This window comes from Bradyrhizobium sp. 87, from assembly GCF_023073015.1.
In the GTDB taxonomy this organism is placed as follows: domain Bacteria; phylum Pseudomonadota; class Alphaproteobacteria; order Rhizobiales; family Xanthobacteraceae; genus Bradyrhizobium; species Bradyrhizobium canariense_D.
This window is the reverse complement of the sequence record NZ_JADPIQ010000142.1, coordinates 1-15,061: the sequence shown is the minus strand read 5'-3', so window position 1 is coordinate 15,061 and position 15,061 is coordinate 1. Positions and strand designations below refer to the sequence as shown.

Genomic DNA, 15,061 nt, shown 5'->3' with positions numbered 1-15,061 from the left:
ACGTTGCTCACGATCGCCTGAAATCGCTGCTCACGATCCTCTGAAATCGTTGCTCACGATGCGCTGAAATCCGTGCTCACGATGCCGCGAAACGCGCATACATTGAGCTTGTTCATCAGGCTCGCGGCTTCGTCCCATATATCGACGAGAGTCTGCAGAGCGGCCGCGGCGCAATACAGATTGCAGTTTTCTTCGGCGGCCAGGGTCTCCTTCTCATGGGCCGTGAGCGCTTCCCGAATGTAGACGAGGTACAAATCGCCAATCAGAGAAGCATTCGTGGTGAAGCGGAACTGGAGCTCTTCGGCCGCGTCGTTCTTGTCGAATGTGGAAGGATCGAACTCCGAAATGTTCGCGCGTGCTCGCTCCTCCTGCTCCCGAAGCTGCCGCATCAAGGGCATGATGCGACGCGGGTACGAATGAAGGGGCACTTCGTCGTGAAGGGTATAGGCCGTCACGAATGCATCCCATTCGAGCTTTGGTGAGAGCCGGATTCCCTCGCGGCGAAGACGCTCGATCTTGTCCTGAAAGTTCGTGATATCTCGACCCGAAGCTCGTGGAGCCGACTGTAGGGATCCCGCTTGCCTGCCCGAAATAGCCTTCCGTGTCGGCGTACATCGTTCTACCTCCGTGTTCTGCCCGCGGCAGTTTGGCTGGGCTCGCGGAGGCCAATCGGGGTTTTCGCGCGAAAATCCCAAAGTGAGTGTTCCGGTGGGATCGACGGCCGGGAACCGACATGTGGGGGCTTCAGAGCCGGCTCACCATGGCGTTGCGAGAAATGGAGCTACGTTGTCGCGTCCTTGGTTGTCCTACTTGTTTGATATATTATTATTATCATGACCGCCGTGACGATAAGAATAGTTATCGACCTTGAAACTGGAGGCATGACCGTGATATATCATTCTTATCGAAACGATCCTTTGATTAGGATTATATATCATGTCGTATCCGAGCGAAGAGCTTGTCCGGACTGTCCAGGCGAAACGCACGCAAGAGCGCATAAGCCAGCGTGCGTTGGCGGTCCGATCGGGTCTGACCCAGGCGCACATCTCCCAGATAGAGACCGGCCGGGTCGAACCGGGCCTGTCCAGCTTCATCCAGATGGTCCGGGCACTCGACCTCGAGGTCGTACTCGTGCCCAAGAAGCTGCTTCCCGCGGTGGAGGGCATCCTGCGCTCAAACCTCAACGAATTCTCCCTTGAGGAAGGACCCTCAAACCTCTTCGTGAAGGCCGAACGCATCGTTTCCGGACAAAGGAAGCGCCACGGTAGCTCCGCTGCGCTCGACCGCATCGCCGAATACTTGCGCTTTCTGAAGCAGGTCCATCTTTCGAAAACTGACCTGAATCTTGTCCAAGACGTCGTCGATACACTGCGAGGCTATCGCGCCGAACCTATCCCCAACCCAGTGCTGGAAAATTCGGCAGGCGTGTTGCAAGGTCTACGCAACCGGATCGCGCATCCCGTAGAAGCCCCCCGCCCGGCCTACGCTCTCGACGAAGAGGATGACGATGCCTGACGTATCGGTCCTGGACGTACGCCTGCACGACAACCCGATCGCGACCCTCACGCTCATACAGGGCGACCGGTCGCTGCTCGCCTTCAACCAGAGCTACATCGACGACGCCGCACGCCCAACATTGAGCCTGTCCTTCAAGGACACGTTCGGAAATCTGCTCACCTCATTCAAACCGTATCAGCAGGTCGTTCCGCCCTTCTTCTCCAATCTTCTGCCGGAGGGACCGCTGCGTCGCTACCTCGCGGAACGCGCGGGCGTGAAGGAAAAGCGCGAATTCTTTCTTCTCTGGATGCTGGGCCGGGACCTCCCGGGCGCCCTGTCAGTCCATCCGGCGGAAGGAGAAGCGTTGCCTTCCCAAGTCGAGGAGGATCTCACACCGGACGAGCGGCAGAACTTGCTGCGCTTCTCGCTCGCGGGCGTGCAGCTGAAGTTCTCGGCGCTCAAGAACGATCCCAAAAACGCCGGTCTGACCATTCCCGTCGAGGGCGTCGGCGGTTCGTGGATAGTCAAGCTTCCGTCCCATCAGTACCCTGGCGTGCCGGAAAACGAATTCTCCATGATGACCCTGGCGAAGGAGATGGGCATGGAAGTGCCCGAGCTCCAACTGATCGACGTCGAGTCGATCAAGGGGCTTCCGGAAGGAATCGGCGAGCTGAAGGGACGTGCGCTCGCCGTCAAGCGGTTCGACCGCTCCGCCGACGGACCGGTCCACATGGAGGACTTCGCGCAGGTATTCGGCGTGTTTCCGGACGAGAAGTACGACAAGGCCAACTACCGGAGCATCGCGCGCGTTCTCGGCATCGAGACCGGCGAAGCCGGCGTCGCCGAGTTTGTCCGACGCCTCGTGTTCAGCACGCTGATCGGCAACGCCGACATGCATCTGAAGAATTGGTCGTTGATCTACCCCGACCGCCGCACGCCCGTCCTGTCCCCCGCCTACGATTTGCTATCTACGATACCCTACATCGCGGACGACAAGATGGCGCTGAACTACTCGCGCACGAAGAAGATGACCGAGTTCTCCAAGGACGAGCTCACGCATCTGGCGGCGAAGGCGAAGATCTCGGAAAAGCTGGCCGTCGACACGGCCGCGGAAATCGTCCAGCGCTTCAAGAAGATATGGTCGGAACGCAAGGGCGATCTCCCGCTGGAAAAGAAAGTCGTCGAAGTCGTCGACGCACATGCCGCTTCGATCCCGATCTACAGCGAGCTCTGAGCCGTGGCTTACTTAGCCGGATCGAAGGGCGGCAGCGCTGACATACAACCCCACGCTGGTCATCGCTGTCTCTCCCGTTCAATCGGATGGGCCCACGCCACGCCTTCAGGATCGTTTTCGGCAAGCCATGCGCTTGCGGCCTCCTAGGTGGCAAAGACCTTTATCCAATCCACATCGCCCGCGCGCTTATGACCATGCTCGTATATCCAGACAGACTCTTGTCATTGTTGAGCGCCGCCTCGTTGACCTTCTCACGGTCAAACCGATCCTCAGGCGGAAGGTCCATGACAGCGTGGTACGATTCAGCCGGGCTCGTGCGCCGATCACCCGGAGGCTTTCCCGCCCATTCTCTCCATTGGTCGAACGCATCAGTCATCCCAAAACTTTCCTCAATCCCTTGAAGAGCGGATGCCGCACTTTCCTTCGGCGCTCTTGGTCCTGTACTCGATCTGCGCCAGCAATTGCGGTTCACCCCAAATGCCTCGATGCGCGATGCGCTTCGTGTAGGGTTGTGTCTTGCGCATCAGCGGGTTGAGTTTCTTCTGAAGCTCCTTCGCGTCGGCTGGCGAAAAGCCGTGATCAACTTTGCCCGCGTAGATCAGCTCCTCGCCCTTGCGGCGACCAAGGTAGAGGCCATCCCATTCTTGTGGTTAATCAGATAGCCCTCCCGCTTGAGCAGAGCATGCAGCCGCCGATAACCGAAGCGGCGATGCTCCTGGGCGATCGCCCGCATGCGCTGGCGAAGGCTGGTATCGTCAGCCCGGGTGGTTTGGTATCTCACGGTGATGCGGCAACAGCCGATGGCTTTACACGCCTGCCGTTGGCTCATCCCGAATGCCTCTCGCAAATGGACGACAGGTACCGCTTCCCCGCGGGCGTTGCGCGCCGTTTACGGAGTCGAGATCAATCCAGTAGCTGTCGCTACAATCCACCGGCTGCCCCAACGCACGATCGAATCGATTCGCCCGATGCCGGGAACTGTATCGCCGCGCATTGCCATCCGAACCCCATCGGGCCCTCCGAGAACCGCCGTTCCGCCGCGAACTGCAAGAACGGTCCAACCCTCAATGGTTGCTGGTCTTGTCTCCGGGGCAGGCATGAGAGGCCCGCTGGGCGCTATCGAGCCGGTCGCCGTCATATCTGCTTCGATGCCCTGAGGAACGGTGCTCGATACGTCCACGGATTGATGAGCCCTGTCGGACCATGTGGCTGTAGGTTCGGCGGAAATGCTCGCTCCATCTGCGGAGAATTGACTTACGCCTGGCGGTGTTCGCAAACCCAATGTCGATACCGTCTTTCGCGGGCCTCCGGTCCTGCGGCCTGACTTCGTTTCGGCGTTTCGACGCGAAGGCGTTTCTGTCTGAGTGGTTGAATTGAGCGACGCGAAAGTTATAGGACCGTACCGACCAAAACCGGCAGCCCATCCCAACGCAAAACCAGCGATCACCGCGCCTGCGACCAGCCAATTGGTGCGCTTTCGATCGCCGTCTGCTTTCAATAATGCAAGAACCTCTTCTCGGCTGGCACTCGAGAAATCCCGCGCGCTCAGCGTCACACGCGCCATTGGGTCTTCGCTGGCTTCAGCGACCCTCGCCTCGATCTCTTCCAAGGTATTCGCCTGGCGCAATCGCATGATCGCATCCCTTGTCGCTCCCCAATGATCATGCTGCAAACTGAATCAATCATTAACGGCGAATGAGCCGCCAGATCAATATTGATTAGAACCATTGCGCAGCGGGCGACTAGAGGTGGGGTCATGAATCGCACTGAACCGCCCCGGGTTTGCCGGAGGCTCCAACTCCTGAGAGGATGGAGCCATGACAAGCAAGACGACGAACAAGTTTTCGCCTGAGGTCCGGGACCGTGCGGTTCGGATGGTTCTGGATCACGCCGGCGAGCACCCGTCGCGCTGGGCTGCAGTGACATCAATTGCTGCCAAGATCGGTTGCACACCGCAGACGCTGCATGACTGGGTCAAGAAGGCCGAGATCGACAGCGGGCAGCGAGCCGGCGTTCCGACCGACATGGCCGAGAAGCTGAAGGCCCTGGAACGGGAGAACCGTGAGCTTCGACAGGCCAACGAGATCTTGCGCAAGGCGAGCGCTTATTTTGCGATGGCGGAGCTCGACCGCCGGTCCAAGCCATGATCGCCTTCATCGACGATCATCGTGGGGCGCATGGGGTCGAGCCGATCTGCAAGGTCTTGCCGATTGCCCCCTCGACCTACCACGCCCATGTGGCAAAGCGGCGCGATCCGGCCAAGCTGTCGGCGCGCGGCAGGCAGGATGCCGGGCTGAAGATCGAGGTCCGGCGCGTCTTCGACGAGAACTTCCGGGTCTACGGCGTGCGCAAGGTATGGCGCCAGCTCAAGCGCGAAGGCTTCGATGTTGCCCGTTGCACGGTGTCGCGACTGATGCGGGACATGGGTTTGCAAGGGGCCATCCGCGGCAAACCCGTCAAGACCACGATCAGCGACAAGGCTGCGCCATGCCCGCTTGATCACGTCAACCGCCAGTTCAAGGCGCCAAGGCCGAATGTCCTGTGGGCTGTCCGACTTCACCTATGTCGCGACCTGGACCGGATTTGTCTACGTCGCCTTCGTGATCGACGCCTATGCCCGCAGGATCGTGGGCTGGCGGGCCTCTCGCACAGCGCACGCCAGCTTCGTGCTGGATGCGCTGGAACAGGCTCTGCACGATCGACGGCCGGTTCATCGTGGCGGGCTCGTTCACCACAGCGACAGGGGCAGCCAATACGTATCCATTAAGTACACCGAGCGCCTGGCTGAAGCAGGTATAGAACCTTCCGTCGGCAGCGTTGGAGATTCCTATGACAACGCTCTCGCCGAAACGATCAACGGCCTTTACAAAGCAGAGGTGATCCATCGGCGTGGACCATGGCGCAGCTTCGAGGCCGTAGAGTTCGCGACCCTGGAATGGGTGGACTGGTTCAACAATCGACGGCTCATGGAGCCCATCGGCAACATCCCGCCTGCCGAAGCCGAGCAACGCTACTACGCCATGCTGGAACAACCCGCCATGGCGGCATAACTTAAACCAAATGGCCTCCGGCAAACCCGGGGCGGTTCACACGGCGCCGATAAGTTCAGCTTTCTTAACAGGGGATCCAGCCCGTCCGAACGGCACCGCTTAGCCTCAGCCTGCTTTAGAGGCTGATCAGCCGCGCCCTTTCTTGGTCCTTTCGCGGTGTCGGCTCTTTTGTTTGCGGCCCTGGCGTTCAGGTCATGGGGATCGTGCCAATGACGAGGCGTAAAGTCGCGACGCGGTGGAAGAGCGACTTGCTTTGGTGCGGATGGCGGTAAATCAGCTTGCTCTTCTTCGCCAGGCTGGACGTACGCAACATCCGCGCGCTCACCGGCAGCTGGCATATCCACTTTGATTGTGAATGGCAGGCGATCAGCCTTGTTACCGGCTACTATTGGCATGACCACATCGGCCGCGGGCGGCGGCCCGGATTTCTTCGCGGCTGCAGCAATAGCGCCCAGTCCAACTAGGCAAGCCACTCCAAGCACGACGATTCTAATCACGTGGCGGCTCCCCGTGCAGAGCGGCCCAACGGTCATGATCAGTTGGTCCAAAATGAGGCTGCTCGCTTGGTGTGGTTAACCCACGCAGCGTTAAGCTGAAACATGGGCTCCTGGGTTGGAGCAGTAGCTGAGTAAGCTTCGAGCGAGAAAAAGCAACGGGCCGAGTTCTTCGATGTTTCGTCCGAGCGTTGGCAAGCCAAGGTCAGCGGAGCTGTCACTCTTGATCATAAATCTGCTAAGGCCTCCAATCGTTAGAATGCGGCAGCGGCAGGCTAACTTTCAGTTGACTTGCTTCACCGCTGGCACACGATGGTCGCTCACCAAAAGGAGGAGATCATGCTCAGTCGCTTGCTCGCTTCGGCTTTCGTCCTGGCAGGTGCCAACACAGCCATTGCCGATGATATGAAAATGCCGATTAACTCTGGTGAGCTTAAATGGGAGGCAGCACCACCCACCTTGCCGAAGGGGGCCGACATCGCGGTACTCTCGGGCGACCCGTCCAAAGAAGGGCTGTTCGTTCTCCGCCTAAGAATGCCAAGCGGTTATAAAATTCCCGCCCATAATCATCCAACAGATGAAGGCGCTACCGTCATATCGGGCAACTTTCACATCGGAATGGGCGACAAACTCGATGAGAAGAAAGCGATCGAGCTAACAGCGGGCGGATACGCCGAAGCGCCTGCCAAAATGAACCACTATGGTTGGACAAGTAGTCCTTCCGTTGTTCAAATTCATGGCCAAGGGCCACTCGGGATAACTTACGTCAATCCCGCAGACGATCCGAGTAAGAAGTAGCGAAGTAAACGAATCGTCTCTGTGTCGCGAGGCAAAAGAAAAGCCCGGACGGTGGTCCGGGCACATTTGTTAGTCGTTGTCGTGATGAATGACGGTTTTCTCTCGGCTGCCGTCCTCATTCTCTTTCTTGATGACCGTCGTTCTGTCACTTTCCCTATGCTCAGGCTCCCTGATGACCGTTGTGCGGTCCCGATCAACGGGTCGGTGCTCGTGAGACTCTCCGACTGTGACGCCTCCGCCGACCGGACCGGCCTGAACGCCGACACCGACTTCATCCGCGATTGCGGGTGTCGCGATTGCACTCACGATCGCCGCAGCAAACAAGTACTTGTGCATCCTATTCTCCTTCACTTAGTGAGTTGGAGAATGTCTGCGTGCGACAGTTCGTTCCAGAACAAGCGGTGTCAAGCTGCTCATTGTTTACGCAAGTTCCCGTTGCGGGTGAGGCCTTGGATTGGGCGGAACGATTGAGGTTTTCAAACCGCAGGTCTCTTCCGAGCATTGGTTGCGCCGTCTCTCGGAGTGGCTGAGTGGCATCGGATCTGAAGTTCTGGATGGGCGGGGCAGCATCGCGATGATGGCCGCCGATGCCGACTTTCGCAACGCATGGACGGATGCCAACGAAGCAGCTCACGGGGCACGCGTTTCGTCGCTAAGCGGATCGCCCAAAGGGCCTCCGGGTCGCGCCGAAGCTGCTGGCCGAGGTCGAGTACCGCGCGAAGTGGGCGGAGAAGAAGGTCCGGCCACCCGATCTTCAAGGCCTGCGGGAAGATTTGTGATGGGTGCCTGGGATCGCCGCAGGAAGCAAGCCGACTCAGCGCTCGTTGCGCATGTAGGGGCTACGCTCGCTGATCTCCCGGAGAGCGGGATCGTCATATAGATCGACGCCTGCGGGTGCCCCTTGCTTGCCAAACGCATCGAAGCCGGCGCGCTGCTCCCGAATGGCGAGCATGGAGAAGAACACAATCACCACCCCAGCGACGGCGATCAACATCGACCAGCTGCGCTTCATGTGCGCCTCCGTCGGGCGAGAGCTCGCCTACGATACCGTACCGGTGGTCCGTTTGCGATGTTCGTTTACGCTAAGGCCTATCGTCGGATCGGGTTGCTCCAAGAACCGCGTGCTGCGCCGCAAACGCAGGCCCCTCGGCTGCGCCGTGGGCAGCGGTCGAACTCCTGCGTTCCTGTTTTAATTTTACTTTTTGAAACGAAGCGACAAGCACGGCCGTTTACGGTGCGTAAAATGAAGAAGGAGGAGGAAGACAATGAATACCACGCCTGTGAGACTTCTTATTGCAACAAGCGCCGCTGCCGGTCTCCTGGCCCTCTCCGCCGCGAGCGCCTCGGCCGCCGTCGCATGCCAGGGGGATTTTTGCTGGCGCATTCATTCCCGCTATCCCTACCCGCCATCCCCGACCATCGTCATCCATCCTGATTATTGGAGGCCGCCGACTGCAACCATCGTTATTCACGAGCGCTGGCGTCCGGTCGAGCGCTTCACCCGAGAGTACATCGTTCGGGACTACGGCGGCTTCGACGATCCAGAATGGTAGTCAGGTCGCACATGGAAATGCGATCGCCCCAGCGGCACACAACGCTGGGCCGGTTTAATGATGGGCGGCGGAACAGCTTGCGCATTCGCGTGGGACCCGAGTTCCCGACTTGTGCCGCTCCCTCGGTCGGGAGCAAACCTTCCCGAACGGTTGGCAACCTCGGCTGCTGCACTGGGTTTTCAATTCGGACCGGGATGTCGTTCAGGCGCACAATGAATCCATAGCGCCGCCGGAATTGAGCCGCATGGCGGCCCATGTAGGCGCGAAGGGTCGTGGCGGGTGGGGCGCAACACCGGGAGTTTCTGATGTCCCGTCATTTGCGATCTTGCTTCGCCGGTTTGGCTCTTGTTGGAGGTCTTTCGGCGACACCTGCGGTCTCCGACCCGTTTGCCGACTTGTTCAATGCCGCTCCTCGCGAGCCCGCAGCGACCTCTTTGGCGCAACCGCAATGCTTGCCGCGACCCGGCAACACGACCGCGGACCGGGCGCATTGGGTCTATCGGTTCGACGGTCACCGTAAATGCTGGTTCCTGACCGAGGGTGTCGCGAAGGTGAAGAAGACAGTTCGTCATCGCGGGGCCGAAGATCGCACCGCCAGTTTGGACGAGAACGGGACTGCGCAGTCCAGGCACAGCGCGGTGGTTGATGCGCGCGCGGAGTTGCTGCGCTCCGCACCGGCCGAGCCGTTTCAGCCGCCTGCAGCCGAAATCAAGGTGGCTGATGCCGCTGCCGTGCTCGATATTGGCAACGCCATGACGTCAGCGCAGAGCCGGCGGCTTCCGCCTGAGCACTCCGTGCCGGGCCAAGTCGACGTTGAGCAGCTCCTCGCGCCCGCGCTCGCCGGCTCCCCTCCAGCTTTGCTAGTAGGCGCGCGCGTTGCAGACGCGCACGACGAGGCACGCAGCTGGACGGCAACTTGGTCAGGTATGCTGCTGATAATGCTTGGTGGCTTCTCAATCCTAAGCTCGAGCCGCACGCTTCGGCGCGCGGTGAGATTACGCCAGTGAGGTAGCGCAATAGCTAGGCACGTACGCGTGTCGCCGCGCGATCGATGAATTCCAAGTATAGCCGAATTGCCACACGTACAAAGGTTCCGCCCGCCCACACTTAGTTTGCCCACCGCCTTAGACGGACATTCGATTACGATGACGGTCCCCGTTGGGATCGGATTGCGGAATGCGGTACAAAGCATTCGTGGTGGACAGCAGCCGACAAGTGATCTGCGTGGCGAAGCTCGACTGCATTGACGAGCAGGCGGCGCGGCGTCGAGCCGAGCAAATGCATGCCGAGCACGACGTTGAGCTTTGGCAAGGCGATCGATTTGTTGCTGTGTTCCGAGGTGCAACGACGAACGACAATGAGCGCGCGATCCTGAATAGACGGCCGGTCTCTCCGCCGAGTTGACATTCGAATATTGTGAGTCATGCCGGCCTGGCAGGCTGTCGACATGTCGCAGGGCCAAAGTCGCCGAGCATGCCCATAACACACCCCGTGTCTTCGGAACCGAGGTGCAGCTCAGGAACGGGTTTCGCGCTGAAAAACATTGAAGCGGTTGAACTTCGCGCAGCTGGGTTGGTCGAGAAGTGGCTCCAGACTCAGATATTGAACGATACCAGCATACTTGGTCTGGGCGAGCTTGAAGTCTCGCGCGAGAGCGCCGTCAGCCGCATGGCGGCAAGAGCGACTTCCTGATGTACTCGGAGGAAGCGGACACCTTCTACGAAGAAGAGGTAATGCTGGGAGCGTTGGACGAGAGTCACATATCCGCACCATCGAATATTGGGGTGTTGAGCGGCAGCGTCGTCCCGGGTCAGAACACAGAGCCGTAATTGTCGCAGAGAGAATCACGAGCCGTTTTTCAACGTGCTACGGGTCCTCAATCGTTCAGTGCCGATGATCGCAGTGCAGGTCGGAGCTTTTAAGCTGGACAAAAGCAACGTGGTTCTTCATGGCGTCACTGTGTTGGACGTTACCGGAGAGACCCCTGAAGCACATACTTCGGAGGAGGCTGAACGAACGGATCGGAAGTATTGGGAGAAGAAGCGCGACTTTGCTTCATTGGCCGTCATGGACAAGATTGCAACCGCCCTGAAGGCGGCTGAGCTCGAGGAACGCCTGTCATCCAACAAGCATCACGTAGCACTTGGATCAACGGATAATAACTTCTGTTGGTTTCACCCTCGCAGAACGGTTGGTTTCTGCCATATCCAAGATGAGCTCTGGCCTGAGGATGAGCATCTTTCAAATCTTCAAAAGGCCCGCATTGATGCTTCGGCTAGGAGCACGGATCGCATATCCTTCAGCATAAGCAACAAGACGGTGGATGAAAGGATCGGACCAATCGTCGAATCGCTAAGGCGTGCGAAAAGGCTAAGTCGCTGACAATGGCGCCGCTAACCGCTTCATCGCTGGTATTGCGGGCAGTGCATGACTATCAGGATAGTTAGCCACTCTGCTGACCCATTCCTTTTAGGAGGGTCTCCGGCACTTCGTGGGGCACCGCGGTCGACCTGATGTTCGCTTTGCCAAGCTCGTCCAAAACGGCAGGAGCTATACCCAGCGCCGACGACATAGCGTGGCGCAACTCTCGTGCCTGGTCGGGCGCGTGCTGCGCTAGAGTAGCAATCTGAGCGGAGGCCTGTGTTAGCTCTCTAATCACTCGAGTATATTCCTGGGGAGGATCCGGCAGCGACTTCACCAAACTAAAGAACGGGTCGGACCGAATATAACGTGCCGCAACATCAAGGAAGGGCTTCATGCAGCGCTCTCGGTCGGTGTAGTAACGTGCCTCCCAATGAAGACTTTCGTTATCAACGGTTATAGTTTGAGCCGTCCAACTAACGTCGCTCGACGCAAACCGCTCGCTCGCGCTTGCCTCGATTGACAAATCGACGTGGCCAACGACTCCCGGCAAGTCAAAGACCAGGTTCGAACTGAAATCGTCTTCTCCGACGCCATAGTTGATGAGGACGTCCTGCAGGGCTGACGTAGATGGCTGGGCTGCATGATCGGTCGCCACTGTCGCCTGGACCGTGATGGATCCCTGCACGTTTGGCTGGTCCAGCTGCGCCGGTGGATTCAGGTCGACCCCATTAACTCGCCATCGGTATATGGGAAGGCCAAATCCACGCACAGTCGCAACGCAAGTCACTTTCTTCGGAGCGCTGTCGACAAACCACTTGTAGAGATCCTTTGGGCAGGTGAAGAAGGGTGACGTCAACGCCACCCCTTCATCCACGTGGAACGGCTTTCCCTCGGGCTCGGGGTCAAGCGAGAGCTTTACCTCCCGCCGCAATCCCTCCAAGAGTGGAAAAGGATTTTCGGTGGCGAGCTGGGGCGTGCTCCCCGGCCGGAAATACTTATTGATCAATTGCGAGAAGGCTGCGGTTGCGTCGCTCTTGCCTGTAAGGTTTTGATAAGTTTGCGCAAGGCTGTCCCCTCCCGCAGCAATGATGTCCGGAATGGAGTGGTTCAGTTGGTTCTTGAGATAGTAGAGAAACAGCAGGGACAATCCGAAGCTGAGCGGATTCTTGTCGGTGTTCTCGGAGGCATTGATCCACTGCGTGTCGCGGCTGGACTGCAACCAGCTGTTCACCCATGGCGTTCCGAAAAACAGTGAATACCCTGTGCCGAAGCGCTCGCGGGCGCAAAGCAACGACAGGCCCTCGCCATCGCTCTTACTCGCGTTCCAGGCGGCGTTTCCGTGCTGGTTGCGATAGCTGGCAAGGACCTCGACCAATTCAGCCACAAAAGACATGCAGCTGCTCTGACCTGCAGCAATCGCGTTCGCGTTTGCCGTCTGGTTGCCGATCTTGATGATCGTGTTGCCTCCCTTGTACCCGTTGTTGCTTGCCCCACCCGCTGCAAAGTCCGCAATGATTTGAACTGTGACGCGATTGTCGGGTCCAAATCCATCCGTGATTTTATACCAGCTAGCCAAGAGACCGAATTCAGCTTCACAGACTCCCAGGACTCGCTGAGCCCGCGAGATCGCGTTCGGATTGCCATCGGGGCCGAGCAGGGTTTCGTCGTACTGGATGTTGAAATGCGCAGTCTGTCCAAGCGTCTGCATCTCGGATGCTCCTGCAAAAATAAGCCCCATGGGACGAAAAGCACCACCAAGTATGCAGCAATCGGCCTGTTCGACGGGTAGCGATGCTACATCACTGGCTTCTTATCGCTACGTTACGCTAGACGGCGCTTTGCTTGTGAGAGCCAGTTCACAGTTTTGGTTGTTCGCGCATTATTAGATGCGCACGGGTAAATGAGCTCCGGATAAAGGAACTCGAAAAGTCGGGTTCCTGTTGAACAGGTCGAGCGCATCGGCAGACCATGCGCGACTGGTTTAGGGTCGTTGCCCCAGGCTGAACATCTTCTTCGAGAGGGAAGGCCGAGAGCGGCGCACAGGACACGCAATTCGTTGCACTCTCCGGAAGCAGATCCAGGCAGGTATTTTCCTCTGAAAGCCTTGTTTGACACCGTCCCCTAGCGCGCAGCAACCAAAGACCTCAAGGACGAAGACGCGAAGCGCATTAATGAGATGCAATCCGTGTTTAAGGAAATGCGAGTGCCGGTGCAGTATTCGACGATCGAGGACCGCGCCACGGCTGCGACCATATTTGAGCGCGTGAATCGACAAGGTGTGGCGGTAGACACCCTGCAGCTTCTATCAGCCATGGACCGAGGTCGGCTTATCTCCTCAAGTCAGACATAGCGGCCCTGCAAACGAAGGTCGGCGACGGGCCAGAAAGGAAAGTCTTTTCGCACCTCTCCGCCCTTCCTAATCTAGCAAGATCAAACTCGCGCCAAGTGCAACGCGGCCTCAACGCCGCCTTCCAGGATCTGGTCTGCCTGGACAGCGTCGGGGACGGCCCGCGCGAACTGGAGGGTGCCCACCATGAGGCCGAAGATGGCGGTCGCGCGGCGGCGGCTCGCTGCAGAATCGGCATCCGGAAGCAGTGCGGCCAGAGACGAAACGTAGCTTCGCAGCGCTTTCTCGTAGTCCTGCCGAGTGGACAGGGGCTGGCGGGCGATTTCCGGGAGCAACGCCGCCGAAGGGCACCCTTCCGCCGGGTCTTCGAGGTGAGCGCGGTTGAGGTATCTCCGGATCGCCCCCTCGAGGGCCAGGCCCCTCTGCTGATCTTCATCGAGCCGATGTTGCTGGTCTCCGAGCGCGCTCGCCAGCGCCTCGCGGACGAGCGCCTCCTTGGACTCGAAGTGCGGAGAGAAAGCCCCTTTGGTCAGGCCAGCCTCGCCCATGATCCCGGCGATCCCGGCGGCGGAGATGCCGTCTCGGCGCACGCACTTCGACGCTACATCGACGATGTGCCGCCGCGTCGCTGCTTTATGACCTTTCTCGAAACGCATCTTCTCTCCACTCTTCTAATATCCCGCAGCTCTACGCTGCAGCCGCCTCCAACAAGAATTGGAGCTCGCGATCAAGACACTGGGCTACTGCATCGACATTATCGCTGCGAAACTGGCCGAAACGGATGCTGGTCGGTCATATTCAAACGCGACACCGCCATCGTCATCCTCGCGCAATAGGACGCTGATGGGCGCATAGAGCCCGGCCGACAATTGGTGGCGGGTCATCTTGGATGCGGTGAGCGGATTTCCGATATCGAACTGGATGGATCGGCGCGTCAGCCCAGCAATAGCCAGGAGCGCTCCGTGGTCACGCTGACCGAAAATGGTGAGCGGCGGACATGCCTCCAACTCTCGAAACGCCCGCGTGCTTTCACCAAGAGTGAAGATCCCGTCATCGATGCGGGGTGCCAAGGTCGCGAGCTTGGCACGAACGTCCTCGAAAGATTTTGTTGACCGGATGGTGACGTGCTCGACCGGAATGACACGCGTTGAGTACCGTGCATTGGCCATCTGTTGATCCTCTAATCGGTTGTGGTTGCTTGCAGGTAGTCCCTTCGCCACGCGAAGGGGCCACGGCGTTAGATCGCACGCGACTTTTCGTCCAAGATGCCTTCGATGCCGCGGGCAAGGTGCAGGAGCCCCCGGTCGCTCCCTAAGGGGGCGTCCAGCTCAAGGCCAATCGGCAGCCCAGCGCGAGACAAGCCAACAGGAAGGCTGATACCCGGCAGCCCCACGCTGCTCGCCGACACGGTGTGGTTCGCCAAAGCGAGGTAGCTGACTTCCTGCCCCGCGATATGGACCGTCGCCTGCTCCGCGATCAATGGCGCCGTGCAGGGCGTGGTCGGTTGCAGAATGACCTGCGCACCACGAGAGACGAACGCCGCGTTGAGCCGGCGCTGGATTTCCGGGCGGCTCACGTTGAGCGCTGTCTGGTAGGCCTCTGCCGAGGTAGCGCCCGCAGCGCCTGGCAGTACGATGTGCCCCCACGCCTGCCGAAGTTGGGGCTTAAGGCCCTCGTAAATGGCCTCGAACGTGGTCGGAATGTCATGGCGGCGAAGAAATTCC

General features: G+C 59.0%; 15 protein-coding genes, 4 pseudogenes and 1 other annotated feature. Of the genes and pseudogenes, 10 read left to right on the top strand and 9 right to left on the bottom strand.

Annotated features, from left to right (window positions below; genetic code table 11):
- Positions 1-53: 53 nt before the first annotated feature.
- Positions 54-455, bottom strand: a complete 402-nt coding sequence (locus IVB50_RS38335) for a hypothetical protein (RefSeq protein ID WP_247300087.1) — start codon at positions 453-455, stop codon at positions 54-56.
- A 481-nt stretch (positions 456-936) separates the two neighbouring features.
- On the opposite strand from IVB50_RS38335, the gene IVB50_RS38330 reads away from it, so the two are divergent.
- On the top strand, positions 937-1,515 hold the full coding sequence (locus IVB50_RS38330; protein WP_018457436.1) for a helix-turn-helix transcriptional regulator: 579 nt from the start codon (positions 937-939) through the stop codon (positions 1,513-1,515).
- A complete protein-coding gene (locus IVB50_RS38325; RefSeq protein WP_247300086.1) occupies positions 1,508-2,731 on the top strand; it encodes a type II toxin-antitoxin system HipA family toxin in 1,224 nt (407 codons plus the stop codon). Before IVB50_RS38330 ends, IVB50_RS38325 begins: the two co-directional genes overlap by 8 nt.
- Positions 2,732-3,103: 372 nt before the next feature.
- Here the strand turns inward: IVB50_RS38325 and IVB50_RS38320 are convergent.
- Together IVB50_RS38320 and IVB50_RS38315 are read right to left on the bottom strand one after the other, a co-directional pair.
- Positions 3,104-3,375 (bottom strand): annotated as a pseudogene (locus IVB50_RS38320) (DNA ligase); the annotation flags it as partial.
- A pseudogene (locus IVB50_RS38315) lies at positions 3,375-3,610 on the bottom strand (IS3 family transposase); the annotation flags it as partial. The pseudogenes IVB50_RS38315 and IVB50_RS38320, both read right to left, overlap by 1 nt.
- 938 nt (positions 3,611-4,548) lie before the next feature.
- Here IVB50_RS38315 and IVB50_RS38310 point away from each other — a divergent pair.
- The 3 genes and pseudogenes from IVB50_RS38310 to IVB50_RS38300 all read left to right on the top strand — a co-directional run bounded on the left by IVB50_RS38310 (position 4,549) and on the right by IVB50_RS38300 (position 7,073).
- Positions 4,549-5,781, top strand: a pseudogene (locus tag IVB50_RS38310) (IS3 family transposase).
- Positions 4,833-4,949 (top strand) — a sequence feature (AL1L pseudoknot). (Overlaps the previous pseudogene by 117 nt.)
- A gap of 278 nt (positions 5,782-6,059) precedes the next feature.
- Entirely contained in the window at positions 6,060-6,245 is a 186-nt protein-coding gene (locus tag IVB50_RS38305; RefSeq protein WP_247300085.1) for a hypothetical protein, read from the top strand.
- Between the two features lie 369 nt (positions 6,246-6,614).
- On the top strand, positions 6,615-7,073 hold the full coding sequence (locus tag IVB50_RS38300) for a cupin domain-containing protein (protein ID WP_247300084.1): 459 nt from the start codon (positions 6,615-6,617) through the stop codon (positions 7,071-7,073).
- A 69-nt stretch (positions 7,074-7,142) separates the two neighbouring features.
- On the opposite strand, the gene IVB50_RS38295 is transcribed toward IVB50_RS38300, so the two are convergent.
- Complete coding sequence (locus tag IVB50_RS38295; protein WP_247300083.1) at positions 7,143-7,409, bottom strand: hypothetical protein; 267 nt, start codon at positions 7,407-7,409, stop codon at positions 7,143-7,145.
- A gap of 318 nt (positions 7,410-7,727) precedes the next feature.
- On the opposite strand from IVB50_RS38295, the pseudogene IVB50_RS38290 reads away from it, so the two are divergent.
- Positions 7,728-7,852, top strand: a pseudogene (locus tag IVB50_RS38290) (DNA ligase); the annotation flags it as partial.
- A 35-nt stretch (positions 7,853-7,887) separates the two neighbouring features.
- On the opposite strand, the gene IVB50_RS38285 reads toward IVB50_RS38290, so the two are convergent.
- Complete coding sequence (locus tag IVB50_RS38285) at positions 7,888-8,085, bottom strand: hypothetical protein (RefSeq protein ID WP_247300081.1); 198 nt, start codon at positions 8,083-8,085, stop codon at positions 7,888-7,890.
- Between the two features lie 253 nt (positions 8,086-8,338).
- On the opposite strand from IVB50_RS38285, the gene IVB50_RS38280 reads away from it, so the two are divergent.
- The 4 genes from IVB50_RS38280 (at position 8,339) to IVB50_RS38265 (ending at position 11,008) form a co-directional block, all read left to right on the top strand.
- Positions 8,339-8,626, top strand: coding sequence for a hypothetical protein (locus tag IVB50_RS38280; protein WP_247300080.1), 288 nt, complete (start codon positions 8,339-8,341; stop codon positions 8,624-8,626).
- 305 nt (positions 8,627-8,931) lie between these two features.
- Positions 8,932-9,633 (top strand): hypothetical protein, encoded by a 702-nt coding sequence (locus tag IVB50_RS38275; RefSeq protein ID WP_247300078.1) that lies wholly within the window; start codon positions 8,932-8,934, stop codon positions 9,631-9,633.
- A 169-nt stretch (positions 9,634-9,802) separates the two neighbouring features.
- A complete protein-coding gene (locus IVB50_RS38270) occupies positions 9,803-10,030 on the top strand; it encodes a hypothetical protein (RefSeq protein ID WP_247282199.1) in 228 nt (75 codons plus the stop codon).
- A gap of 483 nt (positions 10,031-10,513) precedes the next feature.
- Complete coding sequence (locus tag IVB50_RS38265; protein WP_247300076.1) at positions 10,514-11,008, top strand: hypothetical protein; 495 nt, start codon at positions 10,514-10,516, stop codon at positions 11,006-11,008.
- 61 nt (positions 11,009-11,069) lie between these two features.
- On the opposite strand, the gene IVB50_RS38260 is transcribed toward IVB50_RS38265, so the two are convergent.
- The 4 genes from IVB50_RS38260 to IVB50_RS38245 all read right to left on the bottom strand — a co-directional run.
- The gene (locus IVB50_RS38260; protein WP_247300074.1) at positions 11,070-12,728 is read right to left on the bottom strand and encodes a hypothetical protein; all 1,659 of its coding nucleotides are present in this window, start codon (positions 12,726-12,728) and stop codon (positions 11,070-11,072) included.
- Between the two features lie 692 nt (positions 12,729-13,420).
- Positions 13,421-13,993 carry a TetR/AcrR family transcriptional regulator gene (locus tag IVB50_RS38255; protein WP_247300072.1) on the bottom strand — a complete coding sequence of 191 codons (573 nt, stop codon included), beginning with the start codon at positions 13,991-13,993 and terminating at the stop codon, positions 13,421-13,423.
- Positions 13,994-14,077: 84 nt separating this feature from the next.
- A complete protein-coding gene (locus tag IVB50_RS38250; protein ID WP_247300070.1) occupies positions 14,078-14,506 on the bottom strand; it encodes a DUF302 domain-containing protein in 429 nt (142 codons plus the stop codon).
- A gap of 68 nt (positions 14,507-14,574) precedes the next feature.
- Positions 14,575-15,061 (bottom strand): amidase family protein (locus tag IVB50_RS38245; RefSeq protein WP_247300069.1); only part of this gene is annotated, 487 nt, incomplete at its 5' end.